At 59.2% G+C, this 16,646-nt stretch carries 12 protein-coding genes; 7 read left to right on the top strand and 5 right to left on the bottom strand.

All coding sequences use genetic code 11. The features are described from left to right. The first annotated feature begins 65 nt into the window (after nt 1–65). A complete protein-coding gene (locus tag FEZ21_RS10415; RefSeq protein ID WP_373683729.1) occupies nt 66–2,306 on the top strand; it encodes an ATP-binding protein in 2,241 nt (746 codons plus the stop codon). Nucleotides 2,307–2,356: 50 nt separating this feature from the next. Here the strand turns inward: FEZ21_RS10415 and FEZ21_RS10420 are convergent, their stop codons facing one another. Continuing rightward, nucleotides 2,357–4,732 carry an ATP-binding protein gene (locus FEZ21_RS10420; protein WP_160627048.1) on the bottom strand — a complete coding sequence of 792 codons (2,376 nt, stop codon included), beginning with the start codon at nt 4,730–4,732 and terminating at the stop codon, nt 2,357–2,359. 1 nt (nt 4,733) lies between these two features. Further along, on the bottom strand, nt 4,734–5,429 hold the full coding sequence (locus tag FEZ21_RS10425) for a response regulator transcription factor (RefSeq protein ID WP_160627050.1): 696 nt from the start codon (nt 5,427–5,429) through the stop codon (nt 4,734–4,736). A 520-nt stretch (nt 5,430–5,949) separates the two neighbouring features. Here FEZ21_RS10425 and FEZ21_RS10430 point away from each other — a divergent pair. After that, nucleotides 5,950–6,645 carry a response regulator transcription factor gene (locus FEZ21_RS10430; RefSeq protein WP_003446742.1) on the top strand — a complete coding sequence of 232 codons (696 nt, stop codon included), beginning with the start codon at nt 5,950–5,952 and terminating at the stop codon, nt 6,643–6,645. Nucleotides 6,646–6,687: 42 nt separating this feature from the next. Here FEZ21_RS10430 and map read toward each other — a convergent pair whose 3' ends face one another. After that, nucleotides 6,688–7,476, bottom strand: a complete 789-nt coding sequence (map, locus tag FEZ21_RS10435; protein WP_160627052.1) for a type I methionyl aminopeptidase — start codon at nt 7,474–7,476, stop codon at nt 6,688–6,690. Continuing rightward, nucleotides 7,473–7,715: a ParD-like family protein gene (locus FEZ21_RS10440; protein ID WP_003446744.1), complete on the bottom strand. Its 243-nt coding sequence runs from the start codon at nt 7,713–7,715 to the stop codon at nt 7,473–7,475. Before FEZ21_RS10440 ends, map begins: the two co-directional genes overlap by 4 nt. 230 nt (nt 7,716–7,945) lie before the next feature. Between FEZ21_RS10440 and FEZ21_RS10445 the strand changes: the two genes are divergently transcribed. From FEZ21_RS10445 to FEZ21_RS10455, 3 genes are read left to right on the top strand one after another with little or no spacing between them, the layout of a single operon-like run. Then, the gene (locus FEZ21_RS10445) at nt 7,946–8,482 is read left to right on the top strand and encodes a sugar dehydrogenase complex small subunit (RefSeq protein WP_178092369.1); all 537 of its coding nucleotides are present in this window, start codon (nt 7,946–7,948) and stop codon (nt 8,480–8,482) included. Between the two features lie 14 nt (nt 8,483–8,496). Continuing rightward, nucleotides 8,497–10,086 (top strand): GMC family oxidoreductase, encoded by a 1,590-nt coding sequence (locus tag FEZ21_RS10450; protein WP_160627056.1) that lies wholly within the window; start codon nt 8,497–8,499, stop codon nt 10,084–10,086. Nucleotides 10,087–10,089: 3 nt separating this feature from the next. Then, entirely contained in the window at nt 10,090–11,547 is a 1,458-nt protein-coding gene (locus FEZ21_RS10455) for a cytochrome c (RefSeq protein WP_160627058.1), read from the top strand. Between the two features lie 263 nt (nt 11,548–11,810). On the opposite strand, the gene poxB is transcribed toward FEZ21_RS10455, so the two are convergent. After that, nucleotides 11,811–13,532: a ubiquinone-dependent pyruvate dehydrogenase gene (gene poxB, locus FEZ21_RS10460; RefSeq protein WP_060781739.1), complete on the bottom strand. Its 1,722-nt coding sequence runs from the start codon at nt 13,530–13,532 to the stop codon at nt 11,811–11,813. A gap of 194 nt (nt 13,533–13,726) precedes the next feature. Between poxB and FEZ21_RS10465 the strand changes: the two genes are divergently transcribed. Both FEZ21_RS10465 and FEZ21_RS10470 read left to right on the top strand, forming a co-directional pair. Beyond that, nucleotides 13,727–14,914, top strand: coding sequence for a low temperature requirement protein A (locus FEZ21_RS10465; protein ID WP_160627060.1), 1,188 nt, complete (start codon nt 13,727–13,729; stop codon nt 14,912–14,914). A 348-nt stretch (nt 14,915–15,262) separates the two neighbouring features. Continuing rightward, nucleotides 15,263–16,642 carry a glutamine synthetase family protein gene (locus FEZ21_RS10470; protein WP_010657006.1) on the top strand — a complete coding sequence of 460 codons (1,380 nt, stop codon included), beginning with the start codon at nt 15,263–15,265 and terminating at the stop codon, nt 16,640–16,642. The last annotated feature ends 4 nt before the right edge of the window (nt 16,643–16,646 follow it).

Consider the following 16,646-nt stretch of genomic DNA (forward strand, 5'->3'; position numbering starts at 1 on the left):
GGCAGGCTGAACAGCTTTTCACTGCACAGGAAAGAGCCTGGATTAGCGCCAATCCTGTGGTCCATGTGGCTGTGGATCCCGACTGGCGCCCATTGGAATACGTTGAAGATGGTGTTTATAAAGGGCTCAGCGCTGAGTACCTGAAAGCCATTGCCAGGGTTTCCGGCCTGGAGTTTCGCTGGAAGCAAGGCCTGGGCTGGCCCTCCGCCAGGGCTGCACTGGCGGAGCGCAGTATCGACTTGCTTGCGGCCACTTCACAGCAGATGGCTGCGCCGCAATCCCGTGAGCATATCGCCTACAGCAAACCTTACTTTGTAGGTTCCACGCTTATTGTGACCCGAGCCAGTTCGCCGGTGATGTTCGATCCTCGTCAACTGGAGGGCAAGAAGGTCGCCGTCAAGGCCGGAGGCGGCTATGAGCGCAGTTTGCGTTTACGTTACCCCGCAATCCTGCTGGTCGCGGTCGAAACTGCAACAGAGGCATTGGAGCGTGTCTCGAGCGGTGAGCTGTATGCCGCCATCGATGTTGATGCGGTGTTGATCCCGATTTTGCAACACCGCTATTTCGATACGCTGCACGTAGCGGGTTCGATTGCCGAATTGCCCGCAGTGGTCAGCATCGGCATACGAATGGACCAGCCGTTACTGGTCTCGATCATCAACAAATCCCTGGCCACGCTGACCGCCCGCGAGACCGACCACATGCTGGCGCGCTGGGTTGATGCCGCCAGTTACGGGCCGCCGTCGTGGTCCGAACTGCTGAAATACTATTGCCGCGAAATGCTCGTGGTGGTCCTGTTTCTCGCCATCTTCATGTATCTGTTGTGCAACGCCCATCTGGCGCAACGCCAGGCCCGGCGTAGCGAGCGGGACAAGGCCATGTTGCTGGCGGTCATGAGTCATGAAATTCGTACGCCCATGAATGCGATTCTTTCCAGTGTCGAGCTGCTGGGGCGAGCCCGGCTCGCGCCGGAAGATGCCGAGTTGGCGAAAATTGCAGTGACCAGTGCCAATACGCTGTTGGGGCTGCTCGATTGTGCGCTGGATTTTTCCAAGCTGGAGGCCGAGCGCATGGTGCTCGAGTACAGGCCCACCAATATCGGCGGGTTGATCGAGGAGGCGCTCAGCATCTCGGAGTTGCGGGCGCAGGAGAAAGGCCTGCCGATGAAGATGAGCCTGCAGTGGGACTCGCCGCTGTGGTTGAGTGTTGATGCCCTGCGCCTGCGGCAAGTACTGATCAACCTGCTCTGCAATGCAATCAAGTTTACCGAGGCCGGTGAGGTCAAGGTGGTAGCCGGTTTTGAGATCGACCCTGAGGATTCAGCCAGGGGGGTGTTGCACCTGAGCATTATTGACACCGGCATCGGCATTTCCTGGCGTGATCAGCGGCGCCTGTTTCAGGCGTTTACCCAGGCCGACGACTCTATTACCCGAAAGTTTGGCGGCACCGGTCTGGGGCTGACCATCTGCCGCCGTCTTTTGGGGTTGATGGGCGGCACTATTGTGTTGCACAGCGAGCTCGGCAAGGGCACAACCTTCGTGGTCCGGGTGCCCGCGCTGCTGGCAGAGCCGCAGGTGCACCTCCAGCAGACAAATCCCTCAGCTTCAACCGCGGCGGCGGGTAGCGGGATGCCGGCGCTGAAAGTACTGGTGGTTGAGGATCATCCGCAAAACCAGTTTGTGATCAGGCGCCAGTTACAGACCATGGGCCATGAAAACGTCCAGGCGCTGACGGGGCAGGCGGGTCTGGATTGCTTTGCCGGGGAACGCTTCGATGTGGTGCTGCTGGACTGCAATTTGCCGGATATAGATGGCTATAGCGTCGCCCGCCGTATACGTGTCATGGAGGCCGGGCGCCAGATCCGTACACCGATCATTGCCATTTCGGCAATGGTTGGGGCGGAGCATGCCGAGTCGTGTTTTGACGCCGGTATCGATGGCTTGCTGACCAAGCCGTTACGGGTTGACCAGTTGCGGGAAATAATCGATCTGTGGTGTGACAGATGCACGCCATCCCCGGAGCATCCCATGCTGCCGGAGCCGGCCGACGGCGATCTGCTAAGTGCTTTTTTTGCAACTTGTCACCTGGACTTCGAGCCTCTGCCTGGCTTTGCGCAAGCCTGTGACTGGCCCCAGGTGGCGCATCGGGCGCATCGCATTGCAGGTGCCGCCATGATGCTGGATCAGCCCCGGGTCGTCGAGGCTGCCCGCAGGCTTGAGGCGCTTTGCCAGGAGCCAGTTGAAATTGCGACTGTTCACATGGCCATCGAGCATTTGCAACATGCCCTGGAATCCGCTTGTCGCTGACGCGCAACGCGGCTGCGACGGGGGCTCGCAGCCGCGTGCCCGGTCAGCGACTACGGGCCCGTTTTTCTGCTCAGGTAAAAGCTCTTCAACGCTTCTTCCATGCCGGCCAGCATGGCGCTCCAGTCGTACTCCTGACCGGCCGTATCACGCAGGGCCTGCTCCATGTCCCTGGCCCGTTTCGCCAGTTCGTTCGCCTGCATCGCCAGCGCTGCACCGTGAAGACGATGGCTGTAGTGCAGGGCCAGCACCAGGTTGTGCTTGTCGAACGCATCATGCAGGCAGGCGAAATCTTCGCCACAGGAGGTATTGAACAGATCCTCGATGGAGGCGCTGCTCAGTGAGCTGGCCACAGGCTGGGGCGGGGTGTCGGGGCCGGGCAGCCACAGGCCCAGGATCTGCCGCAAGGCCGACAAAGTCAGGGGTTTTGACAGATTGCCGTCAATCTCGCTGTCGATGCATTTGAGCTGATGTTGCTCGTCGGTGGAGGCGGAGATCGCAATGATCGGCATGTGGGCCAGGCCTTGCTCTTGTTCCTGCTGGCGAATCCTGCGGGCCACTTCGTAACCGTCGATGCCGGGCAAGTGACAGTCCAGCAGGATCAGGCAAATGCCCTCGCGGTGCTGCTCCATGGTCGCCATGGCCGCTATGCCGTCCTCGACAATCAGCGCGTGATACCCCAGCTCAGTGAGTTGTAGCTGGATGGTCTGGCGGTTGATCGGATGATCTTCGACCACCAGCACCTGCTGCCAGGTTTTCGCTGGTGCGTCCGGCAGCGGCTCTTCGGCAGCCCGGGCAGGCAGGGCAGGGTATTTGTGCCTGAAACTCACCGGCAAGCTGACGCGTACACGGGTGCCCTGGCCGGGTTCGCTTTCGAGGTCGATCTGGCCGCCCATCAACTCCACCAGCTGTTTGCAGATGGACAGCCCCAGTCCGCTGCCGCCGTAACGCCGGGTGATCGAGTTGTCGGCCTGGACGAACGCCTGGAATAAATGCCGTTGTTGTTGCGCGTCGACTCCGATCCCCGTATCGCTGACCAGTATCTCCAGGTGTCCGGAGTCGGAGGAAGTGGCTTCAAAGTGCAGGCTCAGCAGCACCTCGCCGTGCTCGGTAAATTTCACCGCATTGGACAGCAGGTTGGCGATGACCTGACGGATGCGGACCGGGTCGAGGATCAGTAACACCTCATCCAGGCTGGTAACCGCCAGGGATATCTCGGTATGGCGCTGGCGGGCGGCCAGCTGGTGGATGTCGGCCAGGCCCCGGGCCAGTTGCTGCAGATCGGTGGGGACGGATTCCAGCTGGATCTTGTCGGCTTCCAGCTTGGAAACATCCAGCACGTCGTCGAGCAATTCCAGAAGGTAGCGCGCCGAAACGTTGGCCAGGGTGGCCAGTTCCTGTTGCGCCGGGGTCAGCGGTGAACCCTTGAGCAGTTCGATGGACGACAGCACGCCATTCATCGGGGTGCGGATTTCATGGCTCATCATTGCCAGGAAACTCGATTTGGCCGCTTCGCTTTTCTGCGCGGCCTTTTTCGCCAGCATGGCACGTCGGGTCATGAAGGCCAGTGCCGACAGCAGCAGGGCAAAACAAATCAGCTCGATCCGGTAGTAGCGGAAAACCGTCGCCCAGGAGGGGGCGCCGTAGTCGGTCCGTTCCAGCCAGCGTTCAAAGATGGCATCGATGGTTGATGGCGGTAGCTGTGCCAGTGATTTGTTGATGATGGACAACAGTTCAGGGTACTTGGGGCTGATACCCATGCTGCTGACGATCGGCATGTCTGACAGCACGCCGGCCAGGTGCAGGGTGCCGAAAAACTTGCGGGATATGATCAACTGCAAAACGCTGTCCATGCCAATCACAGCGTCGGCTTTGCCCTCGGCCAAAGCCATCAGGGCCTCCTCCGGGTCATTGATCAGTAGCAGTTCGACGTCGGGGAACTCTTTTCGCAGGTAGTGCTCATAGCCGCCGCCGCCTTTGACCGCTACCACTTTGCCGTTGAGTTTGTGGGTCGAAAACAGTACCGGTTCACCACTGCGGGTGACGACGACGGTGGAACCGACGAAAAAAACGTCGGACAGCAGTAGTTTTCCGGCCTGGTCCTTGTCGATCAAGGCTTTGGAGACGGCAGTGGTCAGGTCGATTTTGCCAGCGTCGATGAGGGCGAGGGTTTCACTCCAGTTTTTTGTCGGAACCAGTTCGAATTGCAGTCCGCTGATGCGCGAGATTTGCTGCAGATAATCGCGGGTCAGGCCTTTGTGTTCGCCATTTTCGATGTATTCCAGCGGCCAGTAGGAGTCGATGGCATAGCGCACCACCGGGTGCTCCTGGATCCATTGCTTCTCTGCCGGGGTGAAGGCGTAAGGGGAATCGGCGTACACCTGGCAACTGATCAACAGCGCAATCCCCAGCAGCATCAGCCTGCGCATATCACTGGCCTTCCAGCAGGTAGCGGACCTTCTTCAGCTCGTTGTCATTGTTCAACCCGAGCTTTTTGTAGGCGGCTTGTTTCTGGGTACTGATGGTCTTGATGCTGCGGGAAAACTTATTGGCAATTTGCGTCACCGACATGCCGTCCAGGAGGCAGCGCATCACTTCGTGCTCGCGCCCGGTCAGCGCCGCATTCGTGGCAAGGATGGCCAGGCTCTCAGTGTCATCGTTGGTGGCTGCGGTCGATGGATCGCCGGAAGAGATCTCCTGTTCACGAAACTGCTCGCTCATGGTTTCGGCCAGGTAGGTCTTGCCGGATACCACGCGGCGAATGGCAATAGGCAGTTGAGACGGGTCCACTTCTTTGCCGATAAATCCGTCGGCGCCGCTGCGCATGACCATGGCCACGGTGGCGGGGTTATGCAGTGCCGACAGCACCAGCAAACGCATGCCCGGAAAGCGTTTTTTCAGGCCGCGCACCAGGTTCAGGCCGTCGATTTCGTCCGGCCCCAGTGAATAGTCCAGCAGCACCAGATCGACGCTCTGTCGTTGCAGTGCCTCAAGCAGTGCCTGACTGCTGCTGAAACTGCCGGCAATCTCAATGTCGGCCTGGGTTTTCAGGCTCAGTTCCAGGCCTTGGAGCATGAATAGATGATCATCCAGAAGCATGACCCGAATCATTTTGCGAATGGACATGACCAGCCTCGAAGAACTTTGTCCTCATCTCGCGCCACAGTAGTCGCGAGGTCGACAAATAAGTGTTGAGTGTGATCTGCACGGCTCCAGGGGCCGCAGGCCAGAGCTTCAGAGTAATAGATTATGAACAACATGTGCAGCGGCAGGAGCCGCTACCCGTAATCAATAGTAGCCCGTGGTTCATCCTGACTTGAATCAGCCCCCATTTCGCTCTGCACAGCCTGTGCAGTGGATGCCTCTAAAATGGATCAAGGCGGGTTTTAGAGATTGGGCTGCTTTCTGGCGCGGCTGACTTCATGTTGGCTGAGGCTGGTGGGGGTAAGACACTTTTGCTTTTTGAGACGATTCTTATTTTTGTGGCGGGAAGCAGGCATATCATAACGCGCGATTCTTTGCCCTTAGTGTTGGTGCGGGTTTTGGCTTTGACTCTGGTTGAAGTGCTGGTACGAACGCCCCTGATAAAGGGTCATATGGAGTAATACCTGGTTCAGCAACGCTGAGAGGTAAAGAGGAAGTTGCCATGGCATCCATGTTGAACCCGATTCGCTTGATGTTGCTTGATGATCATGCGCTGATTCTGCAAGGGTTTTCTCGGTTACTCACCCCCCATAAAGATATGCAGATTGTCGGCTGTTTCACCCGCAGCCGGCAGTTGATGGACGCGTTGAGAACGCAAAGTGTGGACGTGGTGGTGATGGACTACTCCCTGAGCCCCGGCGAAGTTGACGGCCTGAATCTGATTCGCGGTCTGCGGCTGCGGTATCCGGGGGCGCGCCTGCTGGTGGTTTCGGCCCTGCATACGCCGGCAACGGTAGCCCTGGCGATGCGCTGCGGTGCGAGTGGATTTCTGGGCAAGGATACAAGCTCTGATGAAGTCGTACTCGCCATCAGAAAAGTCGCCGCCGGCCAGATTTATTTGCATTCTGCGATGGCGCTGGAGCTCAAACATAACGAAATTTCGACCCGTAGCAGCTTGGAAACCTCTGCCGACAGCGGGTCAGACCAGGGGGAACTGACCGGTTTGAGTACCCTTTCCATTCGTGAGCGCGAAGTGCTGCGCTGCTGTCTTGAGGGCATGTCGGTGACGAAAATCGCCGGGAAGTTTTCCCGCAGCATCAAGACCATCAGCACCCAGAAGCAATCGGCCTACAAAAAGCTGGGTGTGACCAGCGACAATGAATTGTTCAAGATTCGCTCGCAGTTCGAGAACGGCTGATGGCAGTCACTGATGGTTGTGGGAGCCCGGCTCCCACACACATTAGATGGCGGGGTATTCGTCACTGGCGTCGGGCCAGGGGCTGAGCACTTCGAAACCGTCATCCGTCACGGCAACCATGTGTTCCCACTGGGCCGACAGCGACTGATCCTTGGTCACTACGGTCCACTGGTCCGCCAGGGTTTTGACATGGCGTTTGCCCGCATTGAGCATGGGCTCAATGGTGAAGATCATGCCGGTTTTAAGCTTCATGCCCTGGCCCGGGTAGCCGTAGTGCAGCACCTGCGGCTCATCATGGTAGACCTTGCCGATGCCATGACCGCAGTACTCGCGGACCACACTGAACCCTTCCTTTTCGGCCAGCGACTGGATGGCATGGCCAATGTCGCCCAGGGTTGCGCCCGGGCGAACCACACGAATCCCGGCACACATAGCGTCGTAGGTGGTTTTCACCAGGTGACGGGTTTGCGGATCGACATCGCCGATCAGGTACATGCGGCTGGTATCGCCGTACCAGCCATCCTTGACCACGGCGATGTCGATATTGACGATATCCCCGTCCTTGAGCGGCACTGCGTTCGGGATGCCGTGGCAGACGACTTGATTGACCGAGGTACAGACCGTTTTCGGGAAACCGTGATAGCCCACGTTACCGGGAATGGCCTTCTGCACATTGACGATGTAGTCGTGGCAGATCTGGTCCAGCTGGTCGGTAGTGACGCCCGCTTTGACGTGGGCGCCGATCATGGCCAGCACTTCGGCGGCCAGCTTGCCGGCAATCTTTGACTGGGCGATCTGCGCCGGGCTGTTGATCACGACACCGGCTCTCATTGATCGACTCCTGCAGTGGCTTGGGTGGCGGCGCACAACTGTTTCAAATCGAGGCCTCCGTCCAGTTCGGCGGCAATCAGCAGGCGGCAGATCTGGTTGTGATCCAGGCCTGGATGCAATTCGGTCAGCATGCCGATACGCATCCAGTGCTCCGCTTGTGCGTTGATCGAGCGGCTCAAAGCGTTGCTGGCCAGCCGCAGGTTCTCGTGCATGGCGTCCGAGATTTTTACAATGCCCATCTAAATGCTCAATATGAAATGTATATGAAACGTATATTAGGCGATGGCGGGGCCACATCGCAACCTTGCCGGGTCAAGCGCCCAGCTCCTGCAACGGGTAGGGGGTATCAGCCGGTATTCATGAAGCTCCATCACTAATCTCTGTAGGATGTTTGATCATTCTTTGTAACAACCTGATTTATCGAAGGTCTAGGTGTCAGCCTTTATTTTTGATGATCAAGGAGATTTATGTGATATCCCGCAGAAAGTTACTGTCTTCTGGCGCTGCCATAACCGGTGCCGGACTTCTTTCTTCATCCTGGGCGGGTTCGGTTCTTGCGCAAGGCATCAATAATGCCGCCACTGATGATGTCGAACTTTTGTACCAGCTTTCACTGTTCCTCACCGAGCGCGATGCGCTGGACCCGAGCCTCACGCTGCGCGTGCTGGCACGCTGTACCGAGGCCGATCCATTGTTCCCGGAAAAGGTCAGGGGGCTGTGGGGCAGCATCCGCCAGCATGGTTTGAGCCGGGTCTCGATGTTGAGCGCCAGCCCGGTTTATCAGAACCCGCAGTACAAGGACACGGTGCAAAAAATCGTCCGCGCCTGGTACCTGGGCTATACCGGCACTCCGGTCAGCATGCGGGCCGTGGACGACACCCGGCTGGTGACCTTCACCGGTGCGCTGGCGTACACGCCGACCCTGGATGCCACCGTGATCCCCACCTACTCCCGGGGGCATACCAACTATTGGGTTGATCCGCCGTCTACCGTCGCTAACGATTAAAACAAGGGGTACCCATGAGTCAGGTCTTTGATGCTGATGTCATTGTTGTTGGGTCCGGAGCCTTGGGCAGCAACGCAGCTTTTGAATTGGCCAAACAAGGCAAGTCAGTGATTATTCTGGAAGCAGGTGAGTCCATTCCCCGCTGGAAAATCGTTGAAAACTTTCGCAACTCTTCGAACAAGACTAACTACAACTCGCCGTACCCGAATGAGCCATGGGCGCGTCATTCCTACGATGAGCAGTACATAGAAAATATCGGCTCGTTCGAGTTTCGTCCGGGCATGTTGAAACTGGTCGGCGGCACCACCTGGCATTGGGCGGCAGCCTGCTGGCGTTACCTGCCCAACGACATGAAGCTCAACACCCTGTACGGGGTTGGCCGCGACTGGCCAATGGAGTACAGCGAGCTGGAACCCTATTACGCACGGGCCGAAGTGGCGCTGGGCGTATGCGGCAGTGATACCCAGGATCAAAGCGGGCATGACGGCGAGGCCTTTCCGCCGCGTTCGACGCCGTACCCCATGCCGCCCGAAGGCGATACCTACCTGTTCCAGCGCCTTCGCGCGCGTCTGGCCCCGGCCGGCTATGTGTTCCTGCATGAGCCCAACGGTCGTGCCACCACGCCCTATGACGATCGCCCTGCGTGCAGCGGCAACAACAACTGCATGCCGGTATGCCCGATTGGCGCCATGTACAGCGGTGATGTGCATGCCCGGCACGCGCAGCAGGCGGGGGCCAGACTGCTGACCGACGCCACTGCATACAAGCTGGAGAAAGGCGAAGGCGGCAAGATCGTTGCCGTGCATTACCGCAGCTCCAAGGGCGATAACGTGCGGCTCACCGCCAAGTATTTTGTGGTGGCCGCCAATGGCCTGGAAACCCCCAAGCTGCTGTTGATTTCCGAGGTGGCCAACTCCTCGGACCAGGTGGGGCGCAACCTGATGGACCACACTGGTCAGGGGCTGCAGTTTCTGGCCGACGAGCCGGTATGGCCGGGGCGCGGAGCGGTGCAGCAAGGCGGGATTTTCAACCGTCGCGATGGCGCGTTCCGCAAGGAACGGGCGTCGGTCAAACATGCCTTTGCCAACAACGTGCCGAACATGGCTGTGGCCAATCGTCTGATCGAGCAGGGCATTTTCGGCAAGGAACTGGACGAGCGAATTCGTCACGATTCGGCACGCTGGGTGGATGTGTCGACGGTGTACGAAACCTTGCCGCTGGCGAGCAACACCATTCGCCCGAGCACCACCCGCACCGATGCCCTGGGCATCCCGATGATGGTGATCAATTACGAAGTGGGTGATTACGTCAAAGCCGCCAAGCCCGGGGTGGACGCCGACTATGCCGACTTCGTGAAAGTCATGGGCGGTACCGTGGTTGAGGACAACACCGGCTGGCAGAACCGCGACCACCTGATGGGCACCGTAATCATGGGTACTGATGCCAAGGACTCGGTGGTCAACCACGAGTGCCGCACCTTCGATCATCCGAACCTGTTTTTGGCCACCACCGGGGTGATTCCTGCATCGGGCACCATCAATCCGACGCTGACCGGGGTTGCCTTGAGCATTCGTGTGGCCGACATCATTGCGCGGGAGGTCTGAGCCATGAATCCCTACCTCTGCGCGCTACGCCCCCTGGTTGCCCTGTGCAGCCTGTTTGCTTCGCTGTCCGTATGGGCGGTCGAAGATACTGCCGCGCTGATCAAGCAAGGCGAATACGTGGCCCGGGCTGCCGACTGCGGGGCCTGTCACCGTACGGTGGAAAAAGACGGCCCGGCGCTGGCCGGTGGTTATGCCATCGACTCGCCCATGGGCAAGATCATTGCCAGCAACATCACACCGTCCAGGACCCACGGCATTGGTGATTACACCGAGCAGCAACTGGCCGATTCCTTGCGCAAAGGGGTCAACGCCAAGGGCCAGCAGTTGTATCCGGCCATGCCCTATACCTCCTATCAGGGCATGAGCGATGAAGACATTCACGCGCTGTATGTGTACCTGCAACAGGGGGTTAAACCGGTAGACGCAGCCGTGGCGCCGACCCGACTGGCATTCCCGTTCAATATCCGGCCGTTGATGTTTGGCTGGAACCTGCTGTTTCTCGACAACCAGGGTTTTGTTGCCAAAAAACCGGACGATGCACAGCTGACCCGCGGGCAATACCTGGTCGATAGCCTGGCCCACTGCGGTGCCTGCCATACCCCGCGTAATGCTCTGATGGCGGAAGACTCCGAGCGCTATTTGTCGGGCGCTGCACTGGGCGGCTGGATCGCGCCTAACATCACCCCGGACAAAGCCACCGGCCTGGGCGGCTGGAGCAATGACGAGGTGGTGGCGTTCCTGAAAAACGGCCACGTCACCAACAAGGCACAAGCGGCGGGCGGCATGGCTGAAGCGGTGCAAAACAGCCTGCGGTTTTTGACCGATGATGACCTGTACGCCATGGCCGGCTACCTGAAAACCGTCCCGGCGATTGCCACCGGAAACCATGTCGCCAGCACCCCGCGGGTGGTGACGCCGATCGACATGACCACCCTCGAAACCGGTCAGCTCGATCAGGCAACCCTGGCCGATGCCAGCGAAACCGATGGCGCCCGGCTCTACAACTCGGCGTGCGCCAGTTGCCACGGGCGTGACGGGCAGGGCACCGGCGACGGGTTCTATCCTTCCTTGAGCCAGAACAGCGCCTTGACCGGGTTGCATCCGAATAATCTGGTGATGGCGATAATTGAAGGGGTGGAGCGTAAAGGGGCCGACCTGCAAGTCAGCATGCCGGCATTGGGTGGTGACCTGAATGATCAGCAAGTGGCGGCGATTGCCAACTACAGCCTGCAACGTTTCGGCAACCCGTTGCTCAGTGTTGATCAACAGACCGTGGCCAGCCTGCGTCGTGGAGGTGATGCGCCGCTGTTGGTGGTGGCAATGCCTTACGTGATCTGGGGTGGCGGCGGGTTGTTGCTGTGCCTGATTGCCTGGGGCCTGGTGGTACGCAGCCAGCGCAAGCGGGAGCGCGAGATTCTGGCCAAAAGAATGGCGCTTAACCGGCGCTTTCATTCGCGCTAATACCGCAACGACGTAATCCTGTAGGAGCGAGCTTGCTCGCGAGCATTTGGTTGATTGGCTGAAAAGCTCGCGAGCAAGCTCGCTCCTACAGGTGTCGGGGTTGTTTTCAGCGCAACAAATTGACCTTGGGTAAGTCGATCCGTCCATCGCGGTTATACCGCCACGTTGTAATTCTGTAGGAGCGAGCTTGTCTCGCGAGCTTTTGGTTGTGTGGTTGAAAAGCTCGCGAGGCAAGCTCGCTCCTACGGGTATCGGGGTTGTTTTCAGCGGAATAAATTGACCTTGGCCAGGTCGATCAGCTCCCGGGCACGACCGTCCATTACGGTCTTGAGCATGAAAAGGCTAAACCCCTTGGCTTGTTCGAAGGTTTTGCTCGGTGGCATCACCAGCTCCTGACGGGCACTGACCACGTCGACCAGTACCGGGCCGTCATGGCTCAGGGCTTCACGCAGGGCCGCTTCCAGCTCGTCTGGATGCTCGACACGAATCCCCTTGACCCCCATCGCTTCGGCCATGGCGGCGAAGTTCGGGTTGTTCAGTTCGCAGCCCACATCCGGGAAACCCGCCGCTTTCATTTCCATTTCTACAAAGCCCAGGGTGCCGTTGTTCAGCACTATGACTTTTACCGGCAAGCCGACCTGATTCAGGGTCAGAAAATCTCCCATCATCATGGTGAAACCACCATCGCCAGACATGGAAATTACCTGGCGGTCGGGGAAGGTCGCTTGTGCGCCGATGGCCTGCAACATCGCATTGGCCATGGAACCGTGGTTGAACGAGCCGATCAGACGACGCTTGCCGTTCATTTTCAGGTAGCGCGCAGCCCATGCAGTGGGCGTGCCCACATCGCAGGTGAAGATCGCGTCTTCATCCGCCAGCTCGTTGACCAGACGATTGAGGTACTGCGGATGGATGATTGAGCTGCCTGGGCCGCTTTCAGCCAGGGCGTCGAGGTCTTCGCGGGCTTTTTTGTAGTCCTTGAGGGCGGTATCCAGATGCTCGCGCTCAGGGTTTTGCAGCACTTTTGGCAGCACCGCCTGCAAGGTCAGCTGAACATCGCCGATCAGACCCAGCTCCAGCGGGCAGCGATTGCCCAGGGCTTCGGAGCGCAAGTCGATTTGCGCGATATAGCCGTGCTCCGGGTAAAACTGGCGGTACGGAAAATTGGTGCCCAGCATCAGCAAGGTGTCACAGTTGGCCATAGCCTTGTAACCCGATGCAAAACCGATCAACCCGGTCATGCCGACGTCATAGGGGTTGTCGTATTCGACATGCTCCTTGCCGCGCAGCGCATGCACGATCGGTGCATTCAGGCGTTCGGCCAGGGCCAGGATTTCGCTGTGGGCACCGGCGCAGCCTGCGCCGCAGAGCAAGGTGACTTTTTTGCCGGCATTGAGAAATGAGGCCAGCCGGTCGATGTCGGTATCGTGCGGACGAATCATCGGCAGGCTCGGCTTGAGCCAGTTGGGCACTTTGGCGTCGCAGGCCTGCAGCGCCACGTCCCCCGGAATCACCACTACCGCCACCCCGCGCTTGGCGATGGCCATGCGCATGGCGCGCTCCAGCACTTGCGGCAGCTGCTCGGCCCGCGACACCAGCTCGACGTAATGGCTGCATTCCTGGAACAGGCTTTCCGGATGGGTGGCCTGGAAGTAATCAATGCCGATTTCGCTGCCGGGAATATGCGCGGCCAGCGCCAGCACCGGTACACCGCTGCGATGGGCGTCGAACAGGCCATTGATCAAATGCAGATTGCCCGGGCCGCAACTGCCGGCGCAGACTGCCAGTTCGCCAGTCAAATGCGCCTGGGCCCCGGCGGCAAAGGCTGCGGACTCTTCGTTGCGCATGTGAACCCACTGGATTTGTTCCTGGCGCCGCAGCGAATCGGTGAACGCATTCAAGGAGTCTCCCACTACTCCGAATACACGTTTGACACCTGCCTGCTGCAGGGTTTCAGTGATGAAGTCGGCAACCGTTCTGGTCATGGGAGGTTCCTTGAAGTAAGAATGCGGAGGAAAACAGAGTAGACGCAGCATCCGACCCTGCAGGTTTTTAAAACGTTCGATGAACAAGTGTTCATCTGCATAACGCGCGCTGCTGTTGTGGCTGCAGGCTTGCCTGCGATCCGGGCAGCGGGGTTGATCAGTTGCCACAGCCATTGCTTCCCGGAGGATCAAATATGACCCGCACTCTTTCTGTGCTGCGCGGCCGAGGCAGACATGACAGTGGCAAGGTCGGCATGGTCGAGCTGTTTTTCGACCTGGTGTTTGTGTTTGCCGTGACCCAGCTGTCCCATTCTCTGCTGGCCAATTTAACGGCCCTGAGTGCGGTGCATGTGGGCTTGCTGCTGGTTGCCGTGTGGTGGGTGTGGATCTTTACTTCGTGGGTGACCAACTGGCTCGACCCCGAGCGCATCCCGATCCGTATTGGCTTGTTTGTGCTGATGGTGGCCGGGTTACTGCTGTCGGTGTCTATCCCCCACGCCTTCACGGATCGCGGACTGCTGTTCGCCGGGGCCTTCGTATTTATGCAGGTGGCACGCTCGGCGTTTGCAATGTGGGTGGTGCGCGCCGAGTCGCCCGGGCTGGCGCGAAACTTTCAGCGCATTTTGATCTGGATGCTGTTGTCAGGGGTGTTCTGGATTAGCGGTGGTTTGCTCGAAGGCAATCAGCGACTGGCCTGCTGGGCCGTGGCGCTGGCCATCGAGCTGGTGTCGCCGTCGTTGTTCTTTTGGGTGCCGGGGCTGGGGGCTTCGACCCTGGACGACTGGAACGTTGAAGCTAATCACATGGCTGAGCGCTGCGGGCTGTTCGTGATCATTGCCCTTGGCGAGTCCTTGCTGGTGACGGGGGCTACTTTTGCCCGGTTGAGCTGGAGCCTTGCTGGCTTTGCGGCCTTTGTGGTGGCGGTGCTGGGCAGCATCGCCATGTGGTGGATCTATTTTGACAGCGGCGCCGAGCGGGCCCATGAACGCATTGCCCACGCCCGTGACCCGGGGCGTCATGCGCGTCTGGCCTACACCTACATTCATGTGCTGATGATTGCCGGGGTGATCGTCAGCGCGGTGGCCGACGAGTTGGTGTTGATGCACCCCGGGCACGCAACGACTGGGGCGGTGATCACCATGATTGCCGGGCCATTCCTGTTTTTGCTGGGGTGTGCATTGTTCAAATGGGTGATGTCGGACCGCCCGCTGCCGCCGTTTTCCCATATGGGGGGCATGTTGCTGCTGTTGATTCTGCTGCCGGCTGCCCTGGAACAGGTATTTTCAGGACTGATCCTGGGGGCGCTGACCACCTTGATCCTGCTCATCGTCGCGGGGTGGGAGGCGGTGTCCTTGGGTCGCGGTCCGATGCCCAATGTTTAGTCGCAGTGCAACCAAAGGTATAAATGTCTGTATTTGACCTGCCCGGGCTGGCGTGTGAGGCTGGGTGTTCTTTGTAGGCAATGGTTTTGGCGATGAGGCTTGGCCCGATCAGGATTGGCGACCACTGGCTGTCGGACGTTTTAACGTCAAGCGCTGTGCCTTGCCCTGATTTTTTTGCCTGTGCAACGGCCTCTGCCTGCGGCCTCCCTTCAAAACTGGCCTTTTGGGCCTTGTTCCACTGCCGGCATGCCCGCCCGCCGGATGCTCGTATCTAACGTTGAGTCTGTGGGTTTACGCCCGAAATGGCGTGCCTGTACGCCTGTCTTATACGAATTTACGAGAATTGCCATGAGTGCCACCCCTGCGTTTGCCCCGCTGCAAGAAGCCCTGGATTTTCTGGAACTGAACCCGGATGTCGAGATGTTCGAGTTGTTCATCCTTGACAATAACGGCGTGCCCCGGGGCAAGTTGTTGCACCGCGATGAGTTGCTGGAGGTCTACAAAAACGGCCGCCCGCTGCCGAGCACGATTCTGGGCCTGAGCATCAATGGCGACGACGTTGAAAATACCGGTCTGGTGTGGGATGTGGGCGATATCGACTGCCGTGCCTTCCCGATCAGTGGCAGCCTGCAGCGCATGCCGTGGCGCCTGATTCCCATGGCGGCGGTGCAAGTGAGCATGCACCCGCAATCGGGGATGCCGGCGACGGTGGCCGACCCCCGGCACTTGTTGTCCAAAGTGATCGATGGCTTGAAAGCCGATGGCTACTACCCGGTGATGGCGGCGGAGCTGGAGTTTTATTTGCTCGATCAGCAACGGGACAGCAACGGTCGCCCGCAACCGGCACGGGATGCCGACGGTCAGCGTCCGCGTGCAACCCAGGTCTACGGGCTGCGGGAACTGGAACAGATCGAGCCGTTTCTGGCTGACCTGTATAGCGCCTGCAAGCTGCAGGGGATTCCGGCGCGCACGGCGATTTCCGAATACGCACCGGGGCAGGTTGAAATCACCCTGGAGCATCGCAACGACGCGTTGCAGGCGATGGATGAGGCCGTGCGCTACAAGCGCTTGGTCAAAGGTGTGGCGCACAAACACGGGATGGTCGCCTGTTTTATGGCCAAGCCGTTTGATGACCTGGCCGGTACCGGCATGCATATGCACGTGAGCCTGGCCGATCAGGAGGGCAACAACCTGTTCGCCAGTGAAGCGCCGGACGGCACGCCGCTGCTCAGGCACGCCGTGGGCGGGATGCTCGACACCTTGCTCGATTCGTTGTTGATGTTTTGCCCGAACGCCAATTCCTATCGTCGGTTTCAGAGCAACAGCTATGCCCCCCTGGCCGCGACCTGGGGCGTGGATAACCGCACCGTCAGCCTGCGCGTGCCGGGCGGGCCCGCGTATTCGCGCCATATCGAACACCGTATCTGTGGCGCTGATGCCAACCCCTATCTGGCTGCCGCCGCGATTCTGGCCGGTATTCATCGCGGGATTCGTGAACAGCGCGATCCGGGGGCTCCGGTTGAGGGCAACGGTTATGCCCAGGCCACTGAGATGCTGCCGACCGACTGGCTGACCACATTGCGTGCGCTTGAAGGCTCATCCTGGGCCAAAGAGGCGTTCGGGCCGGAGTTTTTGAAGGTCTATCTGGCAGTCAAAAACGCCGAGTACCGCCAGTTCATGGGCGAAGTCGGCGAGCAGGACTGGCGCTGGTATCTGCAGCAGGCGTGATTCG

The organism is Pseudomonas sp. 9.1(2019) (assembly GCF_009910445.1).
In the GTDB taxonomy this organism is placed as follows: Bacteria; Pseudomonadota; Gammaproteobacteria; order Pseudomonadales; family Pseudomonadaceae; genus Aquipseudomonas; species Aquipseudomonas paraversuta.